This window comes from Streptomyces sp. NBC_01341 (assembly GCF_035946055.1).
Lineage (GTDB): Bacteria > Actinomycetota > Actinomycetes > Streptomycetales > Streptomycetaceae > Streptomyces.
Map to the genome: position 1 here is coordinate 5,152,569 of NZ_CP108364.1, position 24,767 is coordinate 5,177,335.

Annotated in this window: 22 protein-coding genes; 7 read left to right on the top strand and 15 right to left on the bottom strand. The window is 71.5% G+C overall.

The features are described 5' to 3' along the window. Window positions 1–682 precede the first annotated feature (682 nt). Both OG206_RS22615 and OG206_RS22620 read left to right on the top strand, forming a co-directional pair. The gene (locus OG206_RS22615; RefSeq protein ID WP_327118922.1) at window positions 683–1,954 is read left to right on the top strand and encodes an MFS transporter; all 1,272 of its coding nucleotides are present in this window, start codon (window positions 683–685) and stop codon (window positions 1,952–1,954) included. A 318-nt stretch (window positions 1,955–2,272) separates the two neighbouring features. Next, window positions 2,273–3,430 carry an LLM class flavin-dependent oxidoreductase gene (locus tag OG206_RS22620; RefSeq protein ID WP_327118924.1) on the top strand — a complete coding sequence of 386 codons (1,158 nt, stop codon included), beginning with the start codon at window positions 2,273–2,275 and terminating at the stop codon, window positions 3,428–3,430. 40 nt (window positions 3,431–3,470) lie between these two features. Here the strand turns inward: OG206_RS22620 and OG206_RS22625 are convergent, their stop codons facing one another. From OG206_RS22625 to OG206_RS22635, 3 genes are all read right to left on the bottom strand, one after another. Then, window positions 3,471–4,259 (bottom strand): VOC family protein, encoded by a 789-nt coding sequence (locus OG206_RS22625; protein WP_327118926.1) that lies wholly within the window; start codon window positions 4,257–4,259, stop codon window positions 3,471–3,473. 271 nt (window positions 4,260–4,530) lie between these two features. Beyond that, complete coding sequence (locus OG206_RS22630; RefSeq protein WP_327122364.1) at window positions 4,531–5,859, bottom strand: carboxyl transferase domain-containing protein; 1,329 nt, start codon at window positions 5,857–5,859, stop codon at window positions 4,531–4,533. A gap of 19 nt (window positions 5,860–5,878) precedes the next feature. After that, window positions 5,879–7,345, bottom strand: coding sequence for an acyl-CoA synthetase (locus tag OG206_RS22635; protein WP_327118928.1), 1,467 nt, complete (start codon window positions 7,343–7,345; stop codon window positions 5,879–5,881). Window positions 7,346–7,613: 268 nt separating this feature from the next. On the opposite strand from OG206_RS22635, the gene OG206_RS22640 reads away from it, so the two are divergent. Continuing rightward, complete coding sequence (locus OG206_RS22640; RefSeq protein ID WP_327118930.1) at window positions 7,614–8,045, top strand: Lrp/AsnC family transcriptional regulator; 432 nt, start codon at window positions 7,614–7,616, stop codon at window positions 8,043–8,045. On the opposite strand, the gene OG206_RS22645 is transcribed toward OG206_RS22640, so the two are convergent. From OG206_RS22645 to OG206_RS22655, 3 genes are all read right to left on the bottom strand, one after another. Next, on the bottom strand, window positions 8,023–9,519 hold the full coding sequence (locus OG206_RS22645; RefSeq protein WP_327118932.1) for a sensor histidine kinase: 1,497 nt from the start codon (window positions 9,517–9,519) through the stop codon (window positions 8,023–8,025). The two genes, OG206_RS22640 and OG206_RS22645, sit on opposite strands and share 23 nt — an antisense overlap. An 18-nt stretch (window positions 9,520–9,537) precedes the next feature. Then, window positions 9,538–10,575 carry a rod shape-determining protein gene (locus OG206_RS22650; protein WP_327118934.1) on the bottom strand — a complete coding sequence of 346 codons (1,038 nt, stop codon included), beginning with the start codon at window positions 10,573–10,575 and terminating at the stop codon, window positions 9,538–9,540. Between the two features lie 132 nt (window positions 10,576–10,707). Next, entirely contained in the window at window positions 10,708–11,280 is a 573-nt protein-coding gene (locus OG206_RS22655) for a hypothetical protein (protein WP_327118936.1), read from the bottom strand. Window positions 11,281–11,403: 123 nt separating this feature from the next. On the opposite strand from OG206_RS22655, the gene OG206_RS22660 reads away from it, so the two are divergent. Continuing rightward, window positions 11,404–12,129 (top strand): SCO2400 family protein, encoded by a 726-nt coding sequence (locus tag OG206_RS22660; RefSeq protein WP_327118938.1) that lies wholly within the window; start codon window positions 11,404–11,406, stop codon window positions 12,127–12,129. Window positions 12,130–12,141: 12 nt separating this feature from the next. On the opposite strand, the gene OG206_RS22665 is transcribed toward OG206_RS22660, so the two are convergent. Then, window positions 12,142–12,576 (bottom strand): MarR family winged helix-turn-helix transcriptional regulator, encoded by a 435-nt coding sequence (locus OG206_RS22665; RefSeq protein ID WP_327118940.1) that lies wholly within the window; start codon window positions 12,574–12,576, stop codon window positions 12,142–12,144. Window positions 12,577–12,692: 116 nt separating this feature from the next. Between OG206_RS22665 and OG206_RS22670 the strand changes: the two genes are divergently transcribed. Both OG206_RS22670 and OG206_RS22675 read left to right on the top strand, forming a co-directional pair. After that, window positions 12,693–13,715, top strand: a complete 1,023-nt coding sequence (locus OG206_RS22670; protein ID WP_327118942.1) for an NADP-dependent oxidoreductase — start codon at window positions 12,693–12,695, stop codon at window positions 13,713–13,715. An 89-nt stretch (window positions 13,716–13,804) separates the two neighbouring features. Then, complete coding sequence (locus tag OG206_RS22675) at window positions 13,805–14,233, top strand: organic hydroperoxide resistance protein (protein ID WP_327118944.1); 429 nt, start codon at window positions 13,805–13,807, stop codon at window positions 14,231–14,233. 105 nt (window positions 14,234–14,338) lie between these two features. On the opposite strand, the gene OG206_RS22680 is transcribed toward OG206_RS22675, so the two are convergent. The 7 genes from OG206_RS22680 to OG206_RS22710 form a co-directional block, all read right to left on the bottom strand. Next, the gene (locus OG206_RS22680; protein WP_327118946.1) at window positions 14,339–15,496 is read right to left on the bottom strand and encodes an aldose epimerase family protein; all 1,158 of its coding nucleotides are present in this window, start codon (window positions 15,494–15,496) and stop codon (window positions 14,339–14,341) included. Between the two features lie 28 nt (window positions 15,497–15,524). Then, window positions 15,525–16,769, bottom strand: coding sequence for a multiple monosaccharide ABC transporter permease (mmsB, locus tag OG206_RS22685; protein WP_327118948.1), 1,245 nt, complete (start codon window positions 16,767–16,769; stop codon window positions 15,525–15,527). Then, on the bottom strand, window positions 16,766–18,316 hold the full coding sequence (mmsA, locus tag OG206_RS22690) for a multiple monosaccharide ABC transporter ATP-binding protein (protein WP_327118950.1): 1,551 nt from the start codon (window positions 18,314–18,316) through the stop codon (window positions 16,766–16,768). The genes mmsB and mmsA overlap by 4 nt, the downstream gene beginning before the upstream one ends. Before the next feature lie 32 nt (window positions 18,317–18,348). Then, complete coding sequence (gene chvE, locus OG206_RS22695) at window positions 18,349–19,458, bottom strand: multiple monosaccharide ABC transporter substrate-binding protein (protein ID WP_327118952.1); 1,110 nt, start codon at window positions 19,456–19,458, stop codon at window positions 18,349–18,351. Window positions 19,459–19,588: 130 nt separating this feature from the next. After that, window positions 19,589–20,572: a hypothetical protein gene (locus OG206_RS22700; RefSeq protein ID WP_327118954.1), complete on the bottom strand. Its 984-nt coding sequence runs from the start codon at window positions 20,570–20,572 to the stop codon at window positions 19,589–19,591. A gap of 109 nt (window positions 20,573–20,681) precedes the next feature. Beyond that, on the bottom strand, window positions 20,682–21,701 hold the full coding sequence (locus OG206_RS22705; protein WP_327118956.1) for a zinc-dependent alcohol dehydrogenase: 1,020 nt from the start codon (window positions 21,699–21,701) through the stop codon (window positions 20,682–20,684). Continuing rightward, a complete protein-coding gene (locus OG206_RS22710; protein WP_327118958.1) occupies window positions 21,698–22,852 on the bottom strand; it encodes a mandelate racemase/muconate lactonizing enzyme family protein in 1,155 nt (384 codons plus the stop codon). Before OG206_RS22710 ends, OG206_RS22705 begins: the two co-directional genes overlap by 4 nt. 112 nt (window positions 22,853–22,964) lie before the next feature. Here OG206_RS22710 and OG206_RS22715 point away from each other — a divergent pair, with 112 nt between their 5' ends. Next, the gene (locus OG206_RS22715; RefSeq protein ID WP_327118960.1) at window positions 22,965–23,756 is read left to right on the top strand and encodes an EI24 domain-containing protein; all 792 of its coding nucleotides are present in this window, start codon (window positions 22,965–22,967) and stop codon (window positions 23,754–23,756) included. Window positions 23,757–23,766: 10 nt separating this feature from the next. Here OG206_RS22715 and OG206_RS22720 read toward each other — a convergent pair whose 3' ends face one another. Beyond that, the gene (locus OG206_RS22720) at window positions 23,767–24,765 is read right to left on the bottom strand and encodes an aldose epimerase family protein (RefSeq protein ID WP_327118962.1); all 999 of its coding nucleotides are present in this window, start codon (window positions 24,763–24,765) and stop codon (window positions 23,767–23,769) included. Window positions 24,766–24,767 lie beyond the last annotated feature (2 nt).

Below are 24,767 nucleotides of genomic sequence, written 5' to 3' on the forward strand. Positions count from 1 at the left end.
TGCGGTGAGGAGCGGGCACCTGCCTGTCCGCGGCGCGCACCCGTCGCCGTTGGCGGGCATGCCGCGGAGGGCGCGGTGAACCGCGTGTCGCCTTCCCCCGTGAACCGCCCCATGGAGCGGTGGACGCCCGTGATCCCCCCGACGTCCGCGGCTGACCTTAGTGCGGCGCCGTCGACCCGACCAGTAAATATGTTTTGGGCATGTGCAGATTTATCAGGGCAAGGAAGATGGTGCGTGCACGGAATTTGCACAGAAATGGCAAATGTCTGGCTGGAATTGATTCAGTGTCCTGAAATCGCCCACGAGGTCGGGCGGGGGAGTGCGGCTCGCCGCCAGGGCTCCCGCGCCTGAGCCTCGGCCGGGAGGCTCCGGTCGGGGGCCCGGAGGCCTGCGGCGGAGCGGGTTTCGCGATTCCCCGTGTGCCCATCCCGCGCGTGCTCGAATGCCTCGCCCTCCGCCTCTCCTCGAGTGAGGAAAACTTCGGGCGAAGGGGCCGTGTGCGTCGATGTATTCGCCGCCATCCTTTCATCCTTGACGCTTCAAGGGAAATCCTGTGGCGGGCGCCGATAATGGCCCTCGGGAAAGGTGCGGGAGCACTTCCCCGCCGGGCTCGCGGCGGTGCCGTCCGCCGCCCCCGGACGTCCGCCCTCTGTGCCCCGGACAGGGGCCGTTACCATCCCTTGTGACCGAAACAGCCGAACCGCGTGTATCCCGCACGCACATACTCGCCGACCTGACGCCCCTTCGGACCTCCCCCGACTACCGGCGGCTCTGGTTCGGGAACACCGTGTCCTGGATCGGGCAGGGCATGACGGCGCTCGCCGTGTCCCTGCAGGTCTACGACATCACCGGATCCGCGTTCTCCGTCGGCCTGATCGGTCTCTGTTCGCTCGTCCCCCTGGTGCTCCTCGGTCTGTACAGCGGGGCCGTCGCCGATACCGTCGACCGCCGCAAGCTGGGGCTGTTCAGTGCCGGCGGTTCGTTCCTGCTCTCCGTCGCACTGGCCGCCGTGACCTTCGCCGGGGTCGAGCACGTCGGGCTGCTCTACGCGGTCGTCGCGCTCCAGGCCGTCTGCTTCGCGCTCAACTCACCGGCCCGCAGCTCGATGATCGCCCGGCTGCTCCCCGCCGGACAGCTCCCGGCGGCCAACGCGCTCAACGCGATGACCTCCACCACGGGCGGCCTCGCCGGACCGATGCTCGGCGGCATCATCGTCGGCTGGTGGGGCTACCGGGCGGCGTACACCGTCGACGCCGTCACCTTCACCGCCTCGCTGTACGCGATGTGGCGGCTGCCCTCGATGCTGCCCGACCGCAAGGAGGGGGAGCAGGGGAAGGCCGGGAGGGCCTCCGTGCTGGACGGTCTGCGCTTCCTGGGTACCAGGCCCAACCTGCGGATGACCTTCTTCAGCGACCTGAGCGCGATGGTGCTGGCGCAGCCGCGCGCCCTGTTCCCCGTGGTCGCCGTCGTGTGGTTCGGAGGCGACGCCAGGACCACGGGACTCCTGGTCGCCGCGCCCGCGTTCGGTGCCCTGCTCGGCAGCGTCTTCTCCGGATGGCTGAGCCGGATCCGCCGGCACGGGCTCGCGGTGCTGATATCGGTGGCCTGCTGGGGCGCCGCCATCGCCGTGTTCGGGCTCACCCGGCAGCTGTGGCCGGGTCTGGTCCTGCTCGCCCTCGCCGGATGCGCGGACTCCATCTCCATGGTCTTCCGCAACACCATGCTCCAGGCGGCCGTGCCCGACGAGATGCGCGGCCGGCTGCAGGGCGTGTTCATCGTCGTCGTGGCGGGCGGCCCGCGGCTCGGCGACCTCATGGCCGGTTCCGTGGCCGATCTGACGTCGCCGGTCGTGGCCGTGACCGGGGGAGGACTCGCCTGTGTCCTGACGGTCTGCCTGCTGGGGCTGCGCTGGCGCGGCTTCGCACGGTACGACGCGCTCGACCCCCGGCCCTGAGGACGCACGTCGTCCATTCACCGGTACGAGCCTGTCCGGCATACGGGCAGGGCTTGTCGTCACGCCCATGGCGCCGCCAGGATGCCCGCATGGCCCCTGCCCTCGTACCGCGTCGTCACGTGGATCTCCTGCGTGTCTCGGCCATGCTGTGTCGGGCCGATTCCCGCCGCTGTCAGACCTGTTGCTGACCCGGCACTCCGGCCGGCCTCGCCGTCGGCCCCTGACGCCTTCGCGTCCCTGACCTCCCGGCCTGCCGCTGCACTTGTGCATGCGTACGCCCGTGGTGAGTTCCCCGCTGCCGTCCCCCGAGGATGACCCATGCCCGAAGAGCCGCTTCTGCTGCACTGGTTCCTGCCCACGGGCGGTGACGGCCGCGACCCCGGCGGGGTCACCGCCGTGCAGGGCAGGACGTCCGCCGCGACCCGCCGTCCCGCCGACGTCGGCTATCTGACGCAGGTGGCGCGCGCTGCCGAGCAGGCGGGATTCCACTCGCTGCTCACCCCCGTCGGGCTCGGCTGCGTCGATCCGTGGATCCTCACCTCCGCCCTCGCCCAGCACACCGACCGGATCGGGTTCCTGGTCGCCTTCCGTGCCGGACTGGCCAGCCCGACGCTGGTCGCCCAACAGGCCGACGCCTTCCGGCGCTTCGCCGGCGGGCGCCTCCGTCTCAACGTCGTCACCGGCGGCGATCCGGCCGAGCAGCGCGCGTACGGAGACGATCTGGACCACGACCGGCGCTACGCGCGCACCGACGAGGTGATGGCCGTCCTGCGGGACCTCCTGCGGGGCGAGCGCGTCGACCACAGCGGTGAGCACCTGCGGATCGAGGACGCCCAGCTCCACGAACCGGCCCTCCAGCACCCCGTCCCCCTCTACTTCGGGGGTGCGTCCCCGGCCGCCGAAGCGGTCGCGGCCCGCCGCGCCGACGTACAGCTCCTGTGGGGCGAGCCGCCCGCCGCCCTCGCCCAGCGCATCGACCGCCTGCGTGCCACCGCCCCGGCGCTGCGCTTCGGGCTCCGGCTGCACGTCATCAGCCGCGACACCGCCGCGGAGGCGTGGGCGGAGGCGGACCGGATCCTGGCGGGCTTCGACCCGGAGGCCGTACGCGCCAGCCAGGAGCGCTTCGCCCGCATGGACTCGACCGGGCAGGCCCGGATGGCGGCGCTGCACGGCGGATCCGCCGACGCGACGGACCTGGAGGTCGCCCCGAACCTCTGGGCGGGCATAGGGCTCGTACGGGAGGGGGCGGGCACGGCACTCGTCGGTTCGCACGACGAGGTCGCCCAGCGGCTCTTCGCGTACCACCGCCTCGGCATCGACGAGTTCATCCTCTCCGGCTACCCCCACCTGGAGGAGGCGTACCGGGTGGGCGAGGAGGTCGCACCCCGCCTGCGCGCGCTGGTGGCAGGGGCGGGGGCAGGTGCGGCGGCAGGGGCAGGCGGGGACGAGGGGGCAGGGGCGCGAGCGTCGTCGTGACGACCGGGCCTGCCCCTGCCCCGGGGCCCCGTCAGCGTGCCTACGAGACCTTCGGCATCTCGCCCGCGGTCGTCGTGACGTCGATCATCGAGAACACCGCGCCCTGCGGGTCCGTCAGGGTGGCGAACCGGCCGAACGGGATCGTCATCGGGCCGAACCGGAGCTCCGCACCGAGCGACTTCGCCTTCTCCACCGCGGCGTCGCAGTCGGCGACGGTGAAGTAGACGTTCATGTGGGCCGGCACCTGGGGCGGGAAGTCCTCGGTCATCCCCATCCTGCCCAGCACCGGGTCCGCGCCCAGGTCGTAGAGCGAGAAGTCGACGGCGTCGTCCTCCAGGTGCTTCACGCCGTATCCGAAGACGGCGGAGAAGAAGGCGTCCGCCTTCTCCGGCTCGCGGGTGTAGACCTCGGCCCAGCAGTAGGCACCGGGCACAGCCTGGGCCTCGAACCCCTGATGGGTGCCCTTCTGCCACACCCCGAACGGCGTCCCGCCGGGGTCGAGGGCGAGCACCATCGTCCCGAAGTCACCCACCTGCATGGGTTCCACCAGCACCTGGCCGCCGTGTTCGCGGATCCTCCCGGTGACGGCGGCGGCGTCCTGCGTGGCGAGGTACAGACACCAGGCGGACGGCACCTCCTGGCCGGGCATGGGCGGCGACAGGGCGGCGACCGCCTTGCCGTCGGCGTAGGCCTGCGTGTAGTTGCCGTACTCGGGCATCGAGTCGCCGTACGACCATCCCAGGAGCTCACCGTAGAAGCGCTTCGCCCCCTCGAGGTCGCCGAACGTCCCGTCGGCCCAGCACGGAGTGCCCTCGGTTTCTGCGGCCATGACTCGGACCTTTCTTCACTCGGTGGATGGTTCCTTCCCGTCACGCTAAGGGCTGTCCCGTCATTCCCGGTGGATCAGCGCGCGGCGTCGGATGCGGTGCATCGCAAGGCGGAGCGACGTCCGCGTACTGGATGTATTCGGGCGTTCCGACAACGCGGCGAGGTGCCTAGCTGTCGTCGTGCGCCCGCCAGGGATGACGGGACAGCCCTTGGCCAGCAGCCGTTCGGCCGGCGTGCGGGCCGCCCCCGGGCGCCGTCGCGTCGCAGGGACGTCAGGCGCCTGCCGGGCCGACGACCGAGCGCGCCACCCCGAGGTCCACCAGGTCCTGGGGGCGCAGCCGCAACTGGTCGGCGGTGGACCGCACCTCGTCGGGGCCGCGCTTGAGGATCGCCGCCGCCAGTTCCGGCGCGATCACCGAGAAGTAGCTGTCCGAGGTGACGTGGGTGTTGCCCGGAGCGGCCAGGGCCAGTGCACCACCCGAGCCGCCCTCGCCGATCACGAGCGTGGTCACGGGCACCTCGGCCGCTGCCACCGCGGCGAAGGCGTCGGCGATGGCCGCACCGGCGCCCGCCCGTTCGGCCTCGGCGTCGTTGGCCGCGCCCGGCGTGTCCACGAGCGTCAGCACCGGCAGGCCGAGCCGGTCCGCGAGCCGGACGACCCGGGCCGCCGTGCGGTAGCCCGCCGGGCGGGTCGCCGTGCCGCACTGGGCGACGTACGCCACCGGTCGCCCGTCGTGCAGGCCGACGCCGGCGAGCAGACCGGGGTCTCTTCCCCCGCAACGGTCGCCGGTCAGCGGCAGCCGGTACGCGAAGTAGGCGTCCAGATAGGCCCCGGCCCGCGGGCGGCCGGCGGAACGCGCCTGCTCCACCGCGTCCCAGCCGGTCGAGGGCAGCGCGGTGGCCGACAGCGCGCGGGGGACGGGGGCCGCCCCGGCCGGGGCCGGCACGGTCAGCACCGTCAGCCAGCGGTTCAGCACCCCGGGGAGTTCGTCCGGCGCGACGACGGCGTCGACCGCCCCCGCCGCTAACTGCCCCTCGGCGGTGTACGCGTACGGATCGGCGTCGGCAGGGCGCACCCGGGAGCCCGCGAATCCGATCTGCGCCCCGGGCAGGGCCAGGACCACGTCCGCGCCCGCACCGACGGTCGCCCAGCCGCCCCCGGTCGTCGGGTCCCGCAGCACCGCGATCTGCGGCAGTCCCGCAGCCCTCAGCGCAGTGGAGGCCCGGGCCACGCGCTGCAGCTGTATCAGCGCGATCATGCCCTCCTGCATCCGGCTGCCCCCGGTCGCGACGAGCGAGACGAGGGGGAGGCGCCGCTCCCGCGCCAGCGCGTAGGCCGCCTCCAGCCGGTCTCCGGTCCGACCGCCCAACGAGCCGCCCAGGAAGCCGAATTCGAAGGAGACCAGGACGCATTCCCGGTCGCCGACCTCGGCGGTCCCGTACACGACGGACTCCTCCTCGCCGGTCCTCTCGACCGCACGCGCCCTGGACTCGGCGTAGCCGGACCAGCCGAGCGGTCCGTCCGGGGCCGCCGGGCGGGGGTCCGGGTGGTGCTCGGTGAAGCGCTCGGCGACGGCGGCGAGGGCGTCCCGGGCGGACATGCGGCCGTCGCCGTGGGTGTCAGACACCGAGCGATCTCTTCATGATCTTGCCCAGCTCGTTGCGGGGCAGCGCGTCGAGTTGGTGCACCACTCGCGGGCGTTTGTGCGGGGCCAGCAGATTCGCCACGTGGTCCGCCAGCTCCGCCGCCCCCGGCGGTGACCCGGGGTCGGCCGGCACCACCCAGGCGACGATCCGCTCGCCGAGATCCGCGTCCGGCTCCCCGGTGACTGCCGCTTCCCGCACACCGGGATGCTCCAGCAGGGCGTTCTCGATCTCGCCCGCCCCGATCTTGTAGCCGCCGCTCTTGATCAGGTCGGTGGCCTTGCGCCCGACGATCCGCACGTATCCGTCGGGGTCGACGGTGGCCATGTCGCCCGTGCGGAAGAAGCCGTCCCCGGTGAAGGCGGCCGCCGTGGCGTCCGGCCGGTTCAGATAGCAGGTGAAGAGGTTCGGGCCGCGCACCTGGATCTCGCCGATGGCGGCGGGGTCCTCGATCACGCTGCCGTCCTCCTCGACGATCCTGAGGTCCACCCCCGGGAGCGGCGGGCCGACCGTCCCGGCACGCGGTACGCCGTCCGCGCGCACCCCGGTGTTCATCAGGGTCTCCGTCATCCCGTACCGCTCGATGACCCGGCGGCCGGTGGCCGACGCGATCCGCTCCTGGTCGTGGACAGGCAGCGCCGCCGAGCCGGAGACCAGCAGCCGGGCACCCGCCAGGGCCTTCCGGAGGCCGGCGGAGACCGCGGGGTCCTCCAGCGCGCCGGCCAGCCGGTGGTACATCGTGGGCACCCCGAACAGCATCGTGCCCCCGGACAGCAGCTCGCGTGCCACCCCCTCCGGGGAGAACCGGCCCAGGTGGCGTACGGAACCGCCCCGGCGCAGCGGGCCGAGGACACCCAGGATCAGACCGTGCACATGGAACAGCGGCAGGGCGTGGACCAGGACGTCCTCACCCGTCCACTGCCAGGCGTCCTCCAGCGCGTCCAGCGAGGCGGCGATCGCCCGGCGCGGCAGGACGGCGCCCTTGGGCGGGCCGGTCGTGCCCGAGGTGTAGACGACCAGGGCGGGGGAGTCGGCGGAGGGTTCGGGGGGAGCCGGCTCCCCGCGCCCGTCGGCCGTCCCGGCCAACTCGACGTCCAGCCGCTCCGTGCCGCTGAGCGCGGGCGGCAGTTCGTCGTCAGCCCCGGCCAGCACCCACCGGGGCGCGCTGTCGGCGACGATGTGCGCGAGTTCCCGCTCGCCCGTCCTCGGGTTGAGCGGGACGGCGGGCACCCCGGCGCGCAGGGCCGCCACCACGGCGACCACGGTCTCCGGCGTCGGGGTGGCCCAGACGGCGACCCGCTCCGCACCCGCGATCCGGGCGGCCAGGGAGGCGGAGGCCTCGTCCAACTGTGCGTAGGTCAGGACGTGTTCCCCGAACCGGACAGCCTCGGGGGAGTCCGGCCTGCGGGACGCTCCGCTCAGCGCGGGCAGAAGAGAGGTCACCCGGTGCAGCCTAGGCGGTAGGCGCTGGACCGTCCCTGGAGCCGGGCACTACGCGGCGGTGGACCGGCCCGGGCCGGTCCGGGTAGGGGCCTCGCCGATGGTTGTCCACACCGCGTGCCAAGGGCGGACCCGCCGGTGGGGCGCGGTGGACTGGGCCATTCGGGTAAGCCCCTCCGGCGTAGACGCCCCTAGGGCCAAGGAGCCCCGACGGCTGGCCCGGGCACCGTTCGGCGGTCGCTTCCGGTCCCCGGCTGCCACACTCGTGTCCATGGACCGGCTGGACAGAGAGATCCTGGGAATCCTCCAGGAGGACGCCCGGATCTCGTACCGCGATCTGGGTGTACGCGTGGGGCTCAGCGCCAACGCGGCGGGCGACCGTGTGCGCCGTATGCGGCGCGACGGGGTCATCCGCGGCTTCACCGTCATCGTCGACCCGGCCGCCGACACCCGCTCGGGTCTCGTCGTCTTCATCGACGTGTCCCTGCGCCTCGACACGACCAACGAGGAGTTCGAACGCGCGGTGCTCACCCTGCCCGGCATCACCGAGGTGGTGCACGTGACGGGAGGCCACGACTACCTGGTACGCGCCACGGCAGCCGACCCCGGTTCGCTGGACGCCCTGCTGCGCCGGCTGAAGAAGGACGCGGGCGTCGCCCACTCCAGCACCCGCATCGCGCTCAGAGCGGCACCTGCCAAATGACGGTGGGTGACCGTGCGCCGTCCTCGCCGCGCCCGTCGTCCGCCACCACCAGCCGCACCGCCGCGCGCCCGTCGGGCTGACGCGCCGTCGCGTCGACCTCCACCTCGATGGCCGACACGGCCGCCCGGCGGTGCGCGGTCGCCAGTGCCCCGCGCAGGACGTCGAGCAGCCGGCCGGCCACCGGCTCCACGACCAGGGTGTCCACCGCACCCGCGAAGTGCACCGACGGCTGGAAGCCGAGCACCGCCGCGGCGCCACCGGTCTCACGCAGCACCCGGCCCCGGAAAGTGGCGGGGGCCTCGGCCGGCGGCTGCTGGAGCGCGAAGATCGCCGTCCTGACCTCCTGGATGGTGGAGTCCAGCTCGTCGACGGCCCTGGTGAGCAGTTCGGCGGTCTCCGCGTCGCCCTCGAGGTCCTTGCGACGGGTCGACTCCAGCATCATCTCCGTCGCGAACAACCGCTGTACGACGAGATCGTGCAGGTCACGGGCGATGCGGTCACGGTCCTCGTAGACCGCCAGCTGCTCCCGGTAGTGCTGCGCGTCCGCCATCACCAGGGCCAGCGCGGCCTGGGAGGCGAACTGCGAGGCCAGCAGCCGGTCCATGTCCGTGTACGGAAGCCCGCCCCTGCGCCGGGGCAGGGCGAGCGTTCCGATGAGCCGCCCACCGCTCTGCAGCGGCAGCATCATGCTGGGGCCGAACCGCGAACGTACCGGGGTCGTCATGCGGGGGTCCGTCGCCGAGTCGTCGATGAAGACCTCCTCGCCGCTCAGCAGCTGGACGAGGACGGGGGAGCCCGGCGCGATGGCGGTACCGACGAGGCCCGCGGGATCGTCGAGGGTGGAGGCGGCGACGATCTCCATCCCGCCGTCGTCGGTCGGCTGGAGGATCACCCCGGCCGCCGCACCGGCCAGCACCCGGGCCCGCTCGGCGACCGTGGTCAGGGCGTCGGTCGTACCGGCGCCCGTCAGCAGCGCCCGGGTGACGGCGGCGGCCCCTTCGATCCAGCGCTCCCGCTGCCGGGCCGCCCGGTAGAGGTGGGCGCCGCCGATCGCGGCGGCGGCCTGGGAGGCGAGCAGTCTCAGCAGTGCCAGATCGGTGTCGGAGAACCGCCCGGGCTCCTCCGCGGTGAGGCACAGGCTGCCGAGCACGTCGGAGCGCACCCGGACCGGGGCCCCGAGGAAGGAGCGCACCGGGTGCGGCGGACCGTCGGAGGCGGGGCGGGGCGGCAGGTCGTCGACCCGTACCGCCTGGGCGTCGTCGACGAGGACCCCGAGGAATCCGGTCCGGCCGTCGAGGAGCGGACCCGCGGCCAGGCGTTCGGCGTCGGTCATGCCGCTGGTGAACAGGTCCGTGACGTGGCGGTCCTCCCGGTCGAGGAGGGCCAGGGCGCCGTGACGCGCCCCGGCCAGCGCCGTCGCGGTGTCCACGATGTGCTGGAGAGTGGTCCGCAGGTCGAGCCCCGTCTCCGCCACCGGCGAGTCCCGCGGTTCTCAGCCGGCGATCGGAGCGAGGACCAGCGGCTGGACCATGCCGTCCAGCATCGCACCGAGCCCGAGCACCGAACACACGTCGGGCCGCTCCGCGATGTGCACCGGCACGCCCGTCGCCTCGCGCAGCATCTGGTCGAGGCCCGGCAGCAGGGCACTGCCGCCGACCATCATGATCCCGGAGTCCGCGATGTCGGCCACCAGGTCGGGCGGGCAGTCGCGCAGCACCTTGCCCAGTCCGTCGAGCACCGCGGTGAGCGGGGTGTGGATCGCCTGGCGTACGGCGGCGGTGTCGACCTGCACCGAGCGGGCCAGGCCGGTGGCCACGTCCCGGCCGTGGATCTCGGTCATCGCCGGCCCGTTGAGCGTGAGGCCGTTGCCCCGGAGCGCCAGCTGGAGGGGACGCACGGACTGGCTGGGCAGCATCAGCTCGTGGTGCTGGCGCAGGTGCTGGATCACCGCGTGGTCGATGGCCTCCCCGCCGATGGGGATGCGTACGGCCGTCACGATCGAGCCGAGCGAGAGCACCGCGATCTGGGTCGTGGCGGCCCCGCAGACCATGATCATGGTGGCGGTCGGCTGCTCGACGGGGAGCCCGCAGCCGACGGCGGCCGCGATCAGGGTGTCGACCAGCTCGACGCGCCGCGCCCCGAGCCCGACGAGGGTCTCGACGGTCGCACGCTGGGCCAGCGGATCGGCGTCGTGCGGGGTGCACGCGGCGGCCCGCAGCCGGGGCTTGCGGCGCAGCTGGCGGCGGAGCTTCTCGCCGAGGAGATGGCGCAGCATGCGCTGGGCCATGTCGATGTCCACGACGGTGCCGCCCGACACCGGGCGGGCCACCCGGATGTACGCGGGGGTACGGCCGGTCATCTGCTCGGCCAGGGCACCGACGGCGATCAGCGAGCCGGTGCGCGTGTTCACGGCGGCGACACTGGGCTCGTCCACGACGAGCCCCACTCCCTTGATGTACACACGGGTCCTCGCGGCCCCGAGATCGACGGCGACATGGCAACGGCGCAACTGATCGAGACTGACGGTCACGGCAGGGTCTCCCGAGAGCGCTGGCGGGGGCACCGGCGGCAGCCGGCTCTCCTGGCATCGTCGCGCCGCCGGGGGCCCGGCGCGCGCTGGGTGAGCCGTAGGGGGGACCAGGAGCTGACGGCACGACAGGTGTCAGGACCGGCCCGGAAGCAGACGCTGGAACAGCCCCCAGGTGAACTCGGCGACCTGCGGCCGGCCGTCGGCCGGGTCGGTGAAGGACAGGGCCCAGCGAGTCGGTGCACTGCCCTCCATGGGTCTGACGGGGGCGAAGGCCCTGGCCACCTCGTCGACCGTGCAGGACCACGGGAGCAGGTCCGCGGCGCCGCTCAGCTCGGGTCCCGGCACACCGGGCGCGCGCACCAGCCACTCGTTCCACACGGCCCCGCCGGGGCCCGCCATCACCTCGAACCGCAGGTCCGGCCAGAGGGGCAGCGGCCACAGCAGAGCGTCGCACTCCAGGTCGCCGACGGTGCGGCGCACGGACGTCTCGGGCTCGCCCAGCACCGAGCGGTAGCGACGCAGCGCGCCCCGGCCGCGCGGGGCGTGCAGCATGGCCTGCCAGCGGCGGTTCGCCTCCCGCATCTCGGCCAGGGAGGCCCCCAGTTCGATGCGCGCGTCCTCGACGAGGCCGGGCCGGTGGTCGGCCATGCGGCGCAGCAGGACGAGCTGGAACTGGAGCGGCCCGAACGGGGCGGGAGCGGTCATGGGGCCCATCCTGCCGCGTGTCACGCGTATCGGACGGCGTGCCCCGGACTTCGGGATTCCACACAGGATCCTCACCTGTGCGGCTTCCTGTGCCGTTCCCCACGCGTTTAGTCTGCGGGCGCGATGGATTACTGCCACCCGTGCCAACGGCACCTCAACGGGGCTCTGGCCTGTGCCGGTTGCGGGACACCCGCCGACGCGCTGGCCCCTTACGCGGTCTCCGCGGCCCCGGCCCGTCCCGGCCGCGACGAAGGGCCCGCGCGAGAGACCTCCGCTGCCTCCGAGGCCACCGGACACCGCCGTCGTGCCCCGGAAGTCCCCCCGCGCCGCCGGGGACGCCGTGGTCACCGCCGTCGCGGACGCACGCTGCTGCTGACGGCCACCGGAGTCGTGCTGGCCGTCGGCGCCCTGAGCCTTGCCGAGCTCGCCATCGAGCCCGGCGGCGACAGCGGCGCGGCGGAATACGTCAGCGAGGCCACGGACACGGCCACCGGGAGCGCACCAGTGGCGTCCTCCGGAGTGGAGCCGGACGACGCCGGGCCGGTGGACGCGCCCACCGTCGTCCCGGTGACCGCCTCCCGCTCCGGCGAAACCGAGGGCAAGGACGGGGACGGGGGCGACGGCTCCGCGACGCCGGGGGCTTCCGCTTCGGCCACCCGCCCCGGGAGCCCGTCCCCGTCCGCCTCGTCGTCCGATCCGGACGGGCCCGCAGGTACCGAGGGGCCCTCGGACCCCTCGCACTCCACGGGGCCGACGGCGGAGCCGACGAGCCCGGCGCCCAGCGACGACCCCACGCCCACTCCGTCCCCCTCCGAGACGTGCACGCCGTGGCTCTGGTGGTGCGTCTGAGGCATCCCGGCCTCAGGCGGTCTCCTCGCCGAGCATCCTGCGCAGCAGGTCGCGCAGGACGGTCCGCTCCGTCTCCGACAGCTCGGCGAGCGGCTCCCGGGCGAAGTCCAGGGCGTCCCGCAGCTGAGCGGCCGTCCGGACGCCCTCCTCGGTCGGTGCGGCGAGCTTCACCCGCCGGTCGGCCGGGTCCGGCCGCCGCTCGACCAGGCCCCGGAGCTCCAGCCGGTCGACTATCCCGGTGATGTTGGACGGTTCGCACTTCAGCTTCCGGGCGACCTTGCGCATGGGCATCGGCTCCAGCGAGAGCAGCCCGAGCACCCGCGCCTGCGCGCCGGTGAGGGCGTGTGCGGCGGCAGCCCGGTCGTACTCCTCGTGATAGCGCGCCACGACGCCGCCGATGAGCTGGATGACATCGAGGGTCACGGGGTCCGTGTGCGAGGTGGCCATGACACCCAGCGTACCGAATTACTTGACAAGGTGAAATATCACGACGCATGGTTGTTTCATGTCCTGAAGCTTCTTCGGCTTCCCGCACCGTACGACATCGAGGAGAACCCGAGCCCATGTCTGCAGCACTTCCCACGTCAAGCCGTGAATGGCACCTCGTCGCCCGTCCGCACGGCTGGCCCGAGGCCAAGGACTTCGCGCTGCGTGAGGCGCCGGTGACCGCTCCCGGCGAGGGCCGCGTCCTCGTCCGCAACCTGCACTTCTCCGTCGACCCCTACATGCGCGGCCGCATGAACGACGTGAAGTCGTACACCCCGCCCTTCAAGCTCGACCACCCCATGGAAGGTGGCGCGGTCGGCGAGGTCGTGGCGTCGAACGCCGAGGGCTTCGCCGTCGGCGACCACGTCCTGCACGGCCTCGGCTGGCGCGAGTACGCCGACGTCCCCGCCAAGCACGCGGTCAAGGTCGACGCCTCCCTGGCCCCCCTGTCCGCCTACCTCGGTGTGCTCGGCATGACCGGCCTCACCGCCTACGCCGGCCTGTTCGACGTCGCCTCCTTCAAGGAGGGGGACGCCGTCTTCGTCTCCGGCGCGGCCGGAGCGGTCGGCAGCCAGGTCGGGCAGATGGCGAAGATCAAGGGCGCGTCCAAGGTCATCGGTTCGGCCGGCTCCGACGAGAAGGTCAAGCTCCTCGTCGAGGAGTACGGCTTCGACGCCGCCTTCAACTACAAGAACGGCCCCGTCAGGGAGCAGCTCGCCGAGGCCGCGCCCGACGGCATCGACGTCTACTTCGACAACGTCGGCGGTGACCACCTGGAAGCCGCGATCTCCTCGCTCAACGTGCACGGCCGCGCCACCATCTGCGGGATGATCGCGCAGTACAACGCCACGGAGCCCACCCCGGGCCCGCGCAACCTCGCCCTCGTCATCGGCAAGCGCCTGCGCCTGCAGGGCATGCTCGTGGGCGACCACGCGGCGCTCCAGCCGCAGTTCGTCCAGGACGTGGCCGGCTGGCTCGCCTCCGGCGAGCTCAAGTACAACGAGACGAAGGTCCAGGGCATCGAGAACGCCTACGACGCGTTCGTCGGCCTGCTGCGGGGCGAGAACACCGGAAAGATGATCGTCTCGCTGGACGCCTGACCGCCCCGGACCGTCACCCGTTAGGCTCGGTCCAGGCCGTCGCGGTCGTGGGCGCGAGTCGCGGCGCATCAGCAGGAGGAATCACCGTTATGACCATCCAGCACATAGACGTGGCCTACACCGCCGTCGCCACAGCGGAGAACGGCCGTGACGGCCGCGTCTCCTCCGACGACGGCAACCTCGACGTCGTCGTCAACCCGCCGAAGGCGATGGGCGGCAGCGGCGCGGGCACCAACCCCGAGCAGCTCTTCGCGGCCGGCTACAGCGCCTGCTTCCAGGGTGCGCTCGGCGTCGTCGCCCGCAACGAGAAGGCCGACATCTCGGGTTCGACGGTGACCGCCTCGGTCTCCATCGGCAAGACGGAGGCCGGAGGCTTCGGCCTGGAGGTCGCGATCAGCGCCTCCATCCCGAACGTCGACAGGGCCACCGCCCAGGCGCTCGTCGAGAAGGCGCACCAGGTGTGCCCGTACTCGAACGCCACCCGCGGCAACATCAAGGTCGAGCTGTCCGTCGCCTGACCGGACAAGCCCGGTCGTACGTGTCCGAGGGCCGCACCCCGCTCCGAAGCGGGGTGCGGCCCTCGGCCGTGACCGCGACTCCCGAGGCGCGCGCCCCGAACGCGGTCAGCGCGCCGAGAAGGCGTGCACGGTCGTGGACCGGTAGGTCCCGCCGGGGCGCAGTACCGTCGAGGGGAACGACGGCTGGTTGGGTGAGTCGGGGAAGTGCTGGGACTCCAGGCAGAACGCGTCGCCCTGCCGGTAGACCCGCCCCGAGGTCCCGGTGAGCGTGCCGTCGAGGAAGTTGCCGGTATAGACCTGCATGCCCGGCTCGGTCGTGTACATCCTCATGACGCGTCCCGAACCGGGGTCGGTCACCGTCAGCGCGTACTCCGGGCGGGACGTGATCCCCTTGTCCAGCACGAAGTTGTGGTCGACCCCCTGCCCGTGACCGATCTGTTCGTGCGGGGTGCGGACGGCGTCGCCGATGGCGCGGGCCCGCCGGAAATCGAAGGGCGTCCGTGCCACCGGGGCGAGTTCGCCCGTCGGGATGAGGGTCGCGCCCACCGGTGTGTAGCGCGCCGCCGCGAGCTCCAGCAGATGCCCGTCGACGCTGCCGCTGCCCTCGCCGCCCAGATTGAAATAGGTGTGGCTGGTCAGGTTGAGGACGGTCGCCCGGTCCGTCGTGGCCGTGTAGTCGATGCGCCACTCGCCCCGGGAGGTGAGGGCGTAGACGACACGGACGGCGAGCGCGCCCGGATAGCCGGCCTCGCCGTCCGGGCTGGTCCGGGTCAGGACCAGCCCGACCTCACCTCGCGAGGTGAAGGGCTCGATGTGCCAGATCCGCTTGTCGAAGCCCTGGTCGCCGCCGTGGAGGCTGTTGGGGCCGTCGTTGAGAGGGAGTTGGTGGGTGACCCCGTCGAGGGTGAAGCGTCCCTCGGCGATGCGGTTGCCGTACCGGCCTATGAGGCCGCCGAAGTAGGGCGACTTCGCCACGTAGTCCGGCAGGCCGCCGAAGCCCAGCGCGATGTTCGCCGTGCGTCCCCTGCGGTCGGGTGTCTCCAGGGACTGGACGACACCGCCCCACGAGAGGACCTTCAGCCGGGTCCCGCCGTTGGCGAGGGTCCAGCGGTACACCTTCGTCCCGTCGGCGAGCGTGCCGAAGTGCTCCCTGGACGGGGTGCGTCCCCCGGACGTGGCGTGGGCGGCCGGAGAGCCCGCCGCCACCGCCAGTCCGGCGGCGGCCGTGGCCGCCAGAACGGTGCGTCTGCTGGTACCGGTCATGAAACAACTCCTTCTCGAAGGCGAAGTGTTACGAGCCGACCTTGCGCTTGTTCCAGACGTCGAAGCCGACCGCGGCCAGCAGGACGAGACCCTTGATGACCTGCTGGTAGTCGGTGCCGATGCCGACGAGGTTCATACCGTTGTTCAGCACGCCCAGGACGAGACCACCGATGATCGCGCCGAGCACCGTGCCGACACCGCCGCTCATCGACGCGCCGCCGATGAACGAGGCGGCGATGGCCTCCAGTTCGAAGTTGAGGCCTGCCTTGGGCGAGGCGGCGTTGAAGCGGGCGGCGAAGACCAGACCCGCCAGGGCCGCGAGCATGCCCATGTTCAGGAAGACCAGGAAGGTGACCTTCCTGTCCTTCACGCCCGACAGCTTGGCCGCGGGCAGGTTGCCGCCGATGGCGTAGACGTGGCGGCCGATGATCGCGTTGCGCATCAGGTAGCCGAACCCGACGACGAGCACACCGAGGATGAGCAGCACGACCGGGGCGCCCTTGTAGCTGGCGAGCAGCAGGGTGACCACGAGGACGGCCGCGACCAGCGCGACCAGCTTGAGCAGGAACAGCTTGGCGGGCGGCACGTCGAGGGCGAACTCCTGCTGCCGCTTGCGGGCGCGGACCTCCTGGAACACCACGAAGGCGATCAGGGCGAAGCCCAGCAGCAGGGTGAGGTTGTGGTAGTTGGTGGTGGGGCCGACCTCGGGGAGGAAGCCGTTGGCTATCTCCTGCAGGTCCTTCGGGAAGGGGCCCAGGGTCTGGCCCTTCAGGAAGATCTCGGTGAGGCCGCGGAACAGCAGCATGCCCGCCAGGGTCACGATGAACGACGGTATGCCGAGATAGGCGATGAAGAAGCCCTGCGCCGCGCCCGCGACGGCGCCGATGGCCAGGCACAGCACCACCGCGAGCGGCCAGGGGAGATCGTGCTCGACCATCAGTACGGCGGCCATCGCGCCGATGAACGCGGTCAGCGAGCCGACCGAGAGGTCGATGTGACCCGCGATGATGACGAGCATCATGCCGATCGCGAGGATCAGGATGTAGCTGTTCTGCAGCACCAGGTTGGACACGTTGCGTGGCAGCAGCAGGTCGCCGCCCGACCACACCGCGAACAGCACCACGATCAGGCCCAGGGCCATCAGCATGCCGTACTGGCGCATGTTGCGGCGCATGCCGCCGAGCACCAGTTGCATCAGGCCGTCGCCTGATGCCGGTCCGCCCTTGCCGGCCGGCGCGGGGGCCGGGGTCCTGTCGGTCAGGTCCGTACTCATCGGGTTACCTCGTTGTCCTTCGTCATCTGACGCATCAGCGCTTCCTGCGAGGCCTCGGCCCGAGAGAACTCGCCCGTCAGCCGGCCCGCGGCCATCGTGTAGATGCGGTCGCACATGCCGAGCAGCTCCGGCAGCTCGGAGGAAATGAAGACGACCGCCTTGCCCTGGGCGGCCAGTTGGTCGATGACCGTGTAGATCTCGTACTTGGCGCCCACGTCGATGCCGCGCGTGGGCTCGTCCAGGATGAGCACCTCGGGACCCGCGAAGATCCACTTGCTGAGGACGACCTTCTGCTGGTTGCCGCCGGACAGCTTGCCCACCGGTTCGAAGACGGTGGGGGCCTTGATGTTCATGGACCTGCGGAAGTCCTCGGCGACCTGCCGCTCCCCGTGCTCGTCGACCACACCCCGCCTGGCGACCTTGCCGAGGGCGGTCAGCGAGATGTTCCGGTTGATGGTGTCGATGAGGTTGAGGCCGTAGTGCTTGCGGTCCTCCGTGGCGTACGCGATGCCGTGCTTCACCGCCTCGGGGACGGACTTCGTACGGATCTCGGTGCCGTCCCGGAGGACCGTGCCGCCCGCGTACCGGCCGTAGGAGCGGCCGAAGACGCTCATCGCCAGCTCGGTGCGGCCGGCGCCCATGAGCCCGGCGATCCCGACGATCTCACCGCGCCGCACCTCGATCGAGACGTCGTCGACGACCTTGCGCTGCTGGTCGATGGGGTGGTGCACGGTCCAGTTGCGGATCTCCAGGGCGGGGGCGGACCCCTCCTCCGGATGGTGCGGGGTGCGCTCCGGGAACCGGTGCTCGAGGTCGCGGCCGACCATCCCGCTGATGATCCGGTCCTCGGTCGTCTCCGCCGCCGCCACGTCGAGCGTCTCGATGGAGCGCCCGTCGCGGATGATCGTGACCGAGTCGGCGACCCGGCGGATCTCGTTCAGCTTGTGCGAGATGATGATCGAGGTCATGCCCTGTTCCTTGAGTTGCAGGATCAGGTCGAGGAGCTTGCCGCTGTCCTCGTCGTTGAGCGCCGCCGTCGGCTCGTCGAGGATGAGCAGCTTCACCTTCTTGGACAGCGCCTTGGCTATCTCCACCAGCTGCTGCTTGCCCACGCCGATGTCGGCGACGCGGGTCTCCGGGTGCTCGTCGAGACCGACCCGGCGCAGCAGTTCACCCGCGTGCCTGAGGGTGTCGTTCCAGTTGATGAGCCCGCGCCTGGCGTGCTCGTTGCCGAGGAAGATGTTCTCGGCGATGGAGAGGTACGGCACCAGTGCCAGTTCCTGGTGGATGATCACGATGCCGTGCTGCTCGCTCGCCCGGATGTCCTTGAACCGGCTGGTCGTGCCCTCGAAGAGGATGTCCCCCTCGTAGCTGCCGTGCGGATGGACGCCCGAGAGGACCTTCATCAAGGTCGACTTGCCGGCGCCGTTCTCCCCGCAGATGGCGTGGACCTCGCCCTGCCGGACGGTCAGTGTGACGTCCGAAAGCGCTTTGACGCCGGGGAATGTTTTGACGATCGAGCGCATTTCCAGGACGGGTCCCGCCATGGTCTTGCCTTCCAATCCTTGAGGGGGCCCGGTTACTTGAGGTCGTTCTCGGTGTAGTAGCCGCCGTCGACCAGGACTTCCTTGTAGTTGGCCTTGTCGACGCTGACCGGCTGCAGCAGGAAGGCGGGGACGACCTTGTCGCCGTTGTCGTAGGACTTGGTGTCGTTGACCTCGGGCTTCTTGTCGTTCAGGACCGCGTCGACCATGTTCGAGGCGACCTTGGCGAGCTGGCGCAGGTCCTTGTAGACGGTCTGGGTCTGCTCACCCGTGATGATCGACTTCACCGAGGCGACCTCGGCGTCCTGACCCGTGACGACCGGCATCGGCTTGGCCTTGGTGCCGTAGCCGTCCGACTTCAGGGCCGAGAGGATGCCGATGGAGATGCCGTCGTACGGCGAGAGCACGGCGTCGACCCTGGCGCTGCGGTAGCTGGACGTCAGCAGGTCGTCCATGCGCTTCTGCGCGGTGCCGCCGTCCCAGCGCAGGGTGGTGACCTGGTTGAGGGCGGTCTGCTTGGACCTGACGACCAGTTCGCCCTTGTCCACGTAAGGCTTGAGGACGTTCATCGCGCCCTGGAAGAAGTACTTGGTGTTGTTGTCGTCGTTGGAACCGGCGAACAGCTCGATGCTGAAGGGGCCCTTCTTGCCGCTCCCCAGGCCGAGCTTGTCCACGATGTACGTGCCCTGCAGCTCGCCGACCTTCTCGTTGTCGAACGAGGCGTAGTAGTCGACGTTCGGAGAGCCGAGGATCAGCCGGTCGTAGGAGATCACCGGGATGTCGGCGTCCTTGGCCTGCTGCAGCACGTTGGCGAGGGACTTGTTGTCGATCGCGGCCACGATCAGGGCGTCCACACCCTGCGTGATCATGTTCTCGATCTGCGAGACCTGCTGGTCCGGGTCGTCCTCGCCGTAGGCGAGCTTGGTCTTGTACCCCTTGCCCTTCAGCTCCTTCACGACGTTGGCGCCGTCGGCGATCCAGCGCTCGGAGGACTTGGTCGGCATCGCGATGCCGATGGTGGCGCCGTCACTGCCTCCCTTGTTCTCGTCGCTGCCGCCCTCGCTGTTCTGGCCGCAGGCGGTCAGGGTGAGGGCGAGGGAGGCGGCGGAGGCGATGGCGGCAAGTGCGGCTCTGCGGTTGCGCATAGTCATCATCCTTGGTGTGGGTCAGTGCCCGGTCCGGAGGTCCCGGATGGCTGGGAGCGGATCTGCCGAGAAGGGGTGTGTGGGATTGTGCGCGGCTGTGTCGTCTTTTGGGGAGGCTGTTTCCGGAACGTTATGACGAGATCTCGAAGCGGTTGAGCGAGCCCGGCAGACGGGTGCCGAGGGCGGCCATGCCCCCGTCCGCCCCGTGCCGCGCGAGCAGGTCCAGGGCGAGCCGGCCGCGCCGCACCCGCTCCTTGGCGGTGGCAAGTGCCAGCTCCCGCAGGTGCTGGCCGTAGGGGTAGATCCCGGGCGCCCTGGAGAGGCCGAACTTCAGGTACAGCGGCGCGCCTCGCCGGATCAGTTCGGCGACCTCGTACATCCGTACATAGCCCCCGAGGTCGTCCGGGGCCTCGATGTAGACGTCCATCGGCGCCGCCGAAACCCGGCGGATCTCGGTGAACTGAGCGAGGGTCAGGTCGGACGGCACGTTGACCGAGTCGGCGCCCAGTCCCTCGAACACGGCGTACGAGGCCGGGTTCACCGGCCCGATCAGCGCCGACACCTTGAAGGTGGTGTCCGCGGGCAGTGCCCCCTGCTCGCGGAGCCGGTGCAGGGTCCAGAGCACCCCCTCGTCGGCCACGAGCAGGCACTTCACCCCCAGCCCGGTCGCGCGCAGGGCGTCCTCGACGCAGCCGGCCAGGGCGTCGTGGCCGCGTGCCCGCAGGCCCGCGCCACCGGAGTCCGTGCGCACCGAGGCGCCGGTGTCCCAGGTGCCCCGCGGTCCCGTGAACAGGCAGAGCTCGATGTCCCGTTCGGCGCAGCCCTCCACCATGTCGGTGATCTCCGTGTCGGTCAGCATCCAGATGCCACTGCCCTGGCTGATGCGGTGCACGGGCACGTCGAGCCTTGCGGACTCCTTGAGTACGACGCCGAGGGCCTCCGGGCCCTCCACGGACGGCACCTCCGTGCGCCAGCCCCCTCCGTCGGGGAAGGCGTGCGGTGAGGCGTCGGCCGGGGACAGGGGCGCCGGGCCGAGGCCCAGCGCGGGGAGCACGGCGTCGCCGGGGCGGCGGGGGCCGGCCGTGCCGGGGGTGGGGGCAAGCGCGTCGTTCACGACAGGTCCTTCATGTTCGGTATTTCGGACGACATTCGGGTCTCGGGGTGTGCGCCGGTACGGAAGCGGTCAGGACGCCGTACCGGCGCACGGATCAAGGAGGGCCCGGTCAGGGCCGCAGCAGCACCTTCCCGGTGTCCGGAGCCCCACTGCCCACCAGCGCCACCGCTTCGGCGAACCGTTCGAGCGGGAACTCGTGCGTGATCAGCGGCGCCGGATCGAGCAGCCCGGCCGTGAACGCCCGCACCGCGTGCGACCAGGCCGCCGACGGCGCCCCGAACACACTGCGCACGGTCAGCTGACTCAGCGACAGGTGCACCGGGTCGATCCCCCTGGCTCCCGGGGTGAACATCCCGGTCAGCACCACCCGCCCCCCGCGCCGCGCCAGCAGGCACGCGTCCGCGGCGGTGGACGGCGCCCCGGCCGTCTCCACGACCAGGTCGTAGCGTCCCCGGACCTCCTCCGCTTCCTTGGGGCCGAGGGCCTGGCCCGCCCCGAAGTCCATGGCCCGGGAAGCGCGTTGCTCCCTCGGGTCGATCACCGTGAGCTCGGCGGGCGACACCGCGGCCAGCAACTGGACCGCGAGCAGCCCGAGTGTGCCCGCGCCCAGCACGGCGATCCGCTCACCCGGCTCCGGGGCACCGGCCCGCACCGCTGCCGCGATCACCGCGGCCGGCTCCAGCAGGGCGGCGGCCCGCAGGTCCGCGTCGTCGGCCAGCGGGTGGAGCAGCCGGGCGGGGACGACCACGTGGTCGGCGAACGCGCCGGGCCGGGTGAACCCCGTCTCGTCGTAGCCCGTCGTGCACAGGGAGGTCTCGCCGTATCTGCACCGCTCGCAGTGCCCGCAGGCCCGGAAGCCCTCGGCGACCGTGCGCCGTCCTTCCAGCGCGGGATCGACGCCCTCGCCCACGGCCTCGACCGTCCCGGACCACTCGTGGCCCGGCACCACGGGGTAGCGCACGTAGGCCGGGTCGCGGTGGCCGTCGTACAGCTCGCGGTCGCTCATGCAGATCCCGGCCGCCGCGACCCGCACCCGGACCTCACCGGGGCCCGGCTGCGGGACTGGCCCCTCGGACAGCCGGTGGCTGCCGGGCCGCTCCACGACCAACGAGCGGGATACGCGGCTCACTTGGGCTGCCTCTTCTCCCAGCCGTCCGCCCACAGGTCGAACCGCGCCTGCTGCTGCGGGAACTCCGCCGCCGCGTCCACGTCCAGCTCGACGCCGAGCCCGGGGGCGTCGGAGAGCTCGAAGCAGCCGGTGGCGGGATCGACGGCGGGAGCGCCCTTGACGACCTTCTTGATGTCGGCGTCCGCGAAGTCGTTGAAGTGCTCGAGGATCTTGAAGTTGGGGGTGCATCCGGCGACCTGGAGGCTGGCCGCGGTCAGTACCGAACCGCCCACGTTGTGGGGTGCGATCAGGGTGTAGTGGGTCTCCGCGGTCGCCGCGAGCTTGCGGGTCTCCAGGATGCCGCCGATGTGACCGACGTCCGGCTGGATGATGTCGGCCGCCTGGGACTCGAACAGCTCGCGGAACTCGATCCGGTCGTGGATGCGTTCACCGGTCGCGATCGGCAGGTCGACCTTCTCCGCGACCTTGGCGAGCGCCTTGAGGTTCTCCGGCGGCACAGGCTCCTCCAGCCACGCCGGGTTGAACGGTGCCATCTCGCGGGCGATCCGCACCGCCGTCGACGGGCTGAACCGCCCGTGCATCTCCAGCATCAGCTCGGTGTCCGGCCCGATGGCGTCCCGCACGGCCTCGATGAGGGACACCGCGTACCGCGTCTCCTCCTGGCCGAGCTCGAAGTGGCCCGTGCCGAAGGGATCGATCTTCAGCGCCCGGTAGCCACGCTCCACGACGCCCTGCGCGGCCTTGTGGTAGGCCTCCGGGGTGCGCTCCGTGGTGTACCAGCCGTTGGCGTACGCCTTGACCCGGTCGGTGACCTTCCCGCCGAGCAGCTGCCACACCGGGACGCCCAGCGCCTTGCCCTTGATGTCCCAGCAGGCCATCTCGACGACCGCGATGCCGGACATCACGATCTCCCCGGCCCGCCCGTAGTCGCCGTACTTCATCCGCTTGACGAGGTCCTCGACCGCGAACGGGTCGGACCCGGCGATGTGATTGGCCGTGGCCTCCCGCAGATAGCCGAGCAGTGCGTCGGTGCGGCCCAGCATCCGGGTCTCGCCGACACCGGTGAGGCCCTCGTCGGTGTGGACCTGGACGTAGGTGAGGTTCCGCCACGGCGTGCCGACGACATGCGTGCTGATTCCGGTGATGCGCACGGGTGTTGCCTCTCCTGGGTGTTCGGTATTTCGTCACACGTTCGAAATGCTGGCGTGACCGTAATGACGGGCCAGGGGCGGTGTCAATGGTTCGCGCAAGTACGCTGACGCCATGAGCGATCTCGGGGCGGGTTTCGGCTACTTGATAAAGGGGCAGCGCTGGGCTTTCGGGCACGGCCGGTGGTTCGGCTTCGGTCTCCTGCCCGCGTTGATCACCCTCGTCGTCTACGCGGGCGCCCTCGTCGGACTCGGTTACGGAGCCGACGACTTCGCCGGCTGGGTCACCCCGTTCGCCGACGACTGGTCCTCACCCTGGCAGGGTCTCCTGCGCAACACCCTGGTCGTCCTGGTCTTCGTCCTCGGACTGTTCCTCGCGGTCGTCACGTTCACCGCCGTGACCCTCCTGGTGGGTCAGCCGTTCTACGAGTCGCTCTCCGAGGAGGTCGACCGCAGCGAGGGCGGCGACGTGCCCGAGTCGGGCCTGCCCCTCTGGCGCGAGCTCTGGATCTCCGCCCGCGACTCCGTCCGCGTCCTGCTGCGCGTCGCGTTCTACGGGGTGCTGCTCTTCGCCCTCGGGTTCGTCCCCGTCATCGGGCAGACCGTGATCCCCGTGCTCGGCTTCTGCGTCACCGGCTACTTCCTGGCCGAGGAGCTCACCGCCGTCGCCCTCCAGCGCCGCGGCATGGTCCTGAAGGACCGGCTCGTGCTGCTGCGCGGCCGCAGGATGATGGCACTCGGCTTCGGCGTCCCGCTCGCCCTCGCCTTCGTGGTCCCGCTCGTCGCCGTGTTCCTGATGCCCGGAGCCGTCGCCGGGGCGACGCTGCTGGCCCGTGACCTCACCGCTCCGCCCTCCCTCCCCGAGCCCCAGCCCGCGCCGGCCCCGCACTCGCTGCGCAAGGGCTGAGGCCCCGGCGTCAGCGCACCGAGAAGCCGTACACCGTCGTCGAGACGAACTCCTCGCCCGGGCGCAGCACGGTGCCCGGAAACTCCGGGCGGTTCGGGGAGTCCGGGAAGTGCTGCGTCTCCAGGGCGATCCCGGCGCACGGCCCGAACGGGTCACCGCCGAGGTGGTCCGCGGTGTACAGCTGGAGTCCCGGCTCCGTCGTGCGGACCGTCAGCAGACGACCGGACGCGGGGTCGTACAGCTCGGCGACCGGCTCCCCGCCGGTCTCCTCCAGCACGTAGTTCGTGTCGTAGTGCGGGCCCACCGGCTTCGGCTCACGGAAGTCGAAGCGCGTGCCGTCCACCGGCGCGAACTCCCCCGTGGGGACGGACTCCGCGTCCACCGGCGTGATCAGCCCGGCCGCCAGCCGCAGTTGGTGTCCCAGGGCGCTGCCGCTGTCCGCACCGGCCAGGTTCCAGTAGGTGTGGTTCGTCAGGTTCAGCACGGTCGGCGCGTCCGTCGTCGCCCGGTAGCCGATCCGCAGGGCGCCGTCCGCGTCCAGGGTGTACGTCACGGTGACCGCGAGCCGCCCCGGGAAGCCCTCCTCGCCGTCCTCCGCGACGAGCGAGAGCCGCACACCGTCCGGCACCTCCTCGGCGCCCCAGACGCGCTTGTCGAAGCCGCGCCCGCCGCCGTGCAGGGTGTTGCGGCCCTCGTTGCGCGAGATCCGGTGCGTCCGCCCGTCCAGGACGAAGGAGCCGCCCGCGATCCGGTTCGCGTACCGGCCGACCACGGCACCGAAGTAGGGTCCCGTGTGCGTCTCGTAGCCCTTGACGTCCGGCATCCCCAGGGCAACCTCCGCCCGGCCGCCGTCCCTGCCGGGCACCTCCACCGACTGCACCACGGCGCCGTACGTCAGCACACGCACCCGCGTGCTCCCGCGCTCCAGCGTCCAGCGCCGGACCGGCGTGCCGTCCGCGAGGGCGGAGAAGTCTTCGCTGCGTACCGCTGTACCCGTCGTCACGATCAAGG

Coding starts and splice junctions, on each gene's coding strand:
- OG206_RS22620 (WP_327118924.1), top strand. CDS start 2,273: ATGCCCGAAGAGCCGCTTCTGCTGCACTGGTTCCTGCCCACGGGCGGT.
- OG206_RS22625 (WP_327118926.1), bottom strand. CDS start 4,259: ATGGCCGCAGAAACCGAGGGCACTCCGTGCTGGGCCGACGGGACGTTC.
- OG206_RS22630 (WP_327122364.1), bottom strand. CDS start 5,859: ATGTCCGCCCGGGACGCCCTCGCCGCCGTCGCCGAGCGCTTCACCGAG.
- OG206_RS22640 (WP_327118930.1), top strand. CDS start 7,614: ATGGACCGGCTGGACAGAGAGATCCTGGGAATCCTCCAGGAGGACGCC.
- OG206_RS22655 (WP_327118936.1), bottom strand. CDS start 11,280: ATGACCGCTCCCGCCCCGTTCGGGCCGCTCCAGTTCCAGCTCGTCCTG.
- OG206_RS22660 (WP_327118938.1), top strand. CDS start 11,404: ATGGATTACTGCCACCCGTGCCAACGGCACCTCAACGGGGCTCTGGCC.
- OG206_RS22665 (WP_327118940.1), bottom strand. CDS start 12,576: ATGGCCACCTCGCACACGGACCCCGTGACCCTCGATGTCATCCAGCTC.
- OG206_RS22670 (WP_327118942.1), top strand. CDS start 12,693: ATGTCTGCAGCACTTCCCACGTCAAGCCGTGAATGGCACCTCGTCGCC.
- OG206_RS22675 (WP_327118944.1), top strand. CDS start 13,805: ATGACCATCCAGCACATAGACGTGGCCTACACCGCCGTCGCCACAGCG.
- OG206_RS22680 (WP_327118946.1), bottom strand. CDS start 15,496: ATGACCGGTACCAGCAGACGCACCGTTCTGGCGGCCACGGCCGCCGCC.
- mmsB (WP_327118948.1), bottom strand. CDS start 16,769: ATGAGTACGGACCTGACCGACAGGACCCCGGCCCCCGCGCCGGCCGGC.
- mmsA (WP_327118950.1), bottom strand. CDS start 18,316: ATGGCGGGACCCGTCCTGGAAATGCGCTCGATCGTCAAAACATTCCCC.
- chvE (WP_327118952.1), bottom strand. CDS start 19,458: ATGCGCAACCGCAGAGCCGCACTTGCCGCCATCGCCTCCGCCGCCTCC.
- OG206_RS22715 (WP_327118960.1), top strand. CDS start 22,965: ATGAGCGATCTCGGGGCGGGTTTCGGCTACTTGATAAAGGGGCAGCGC.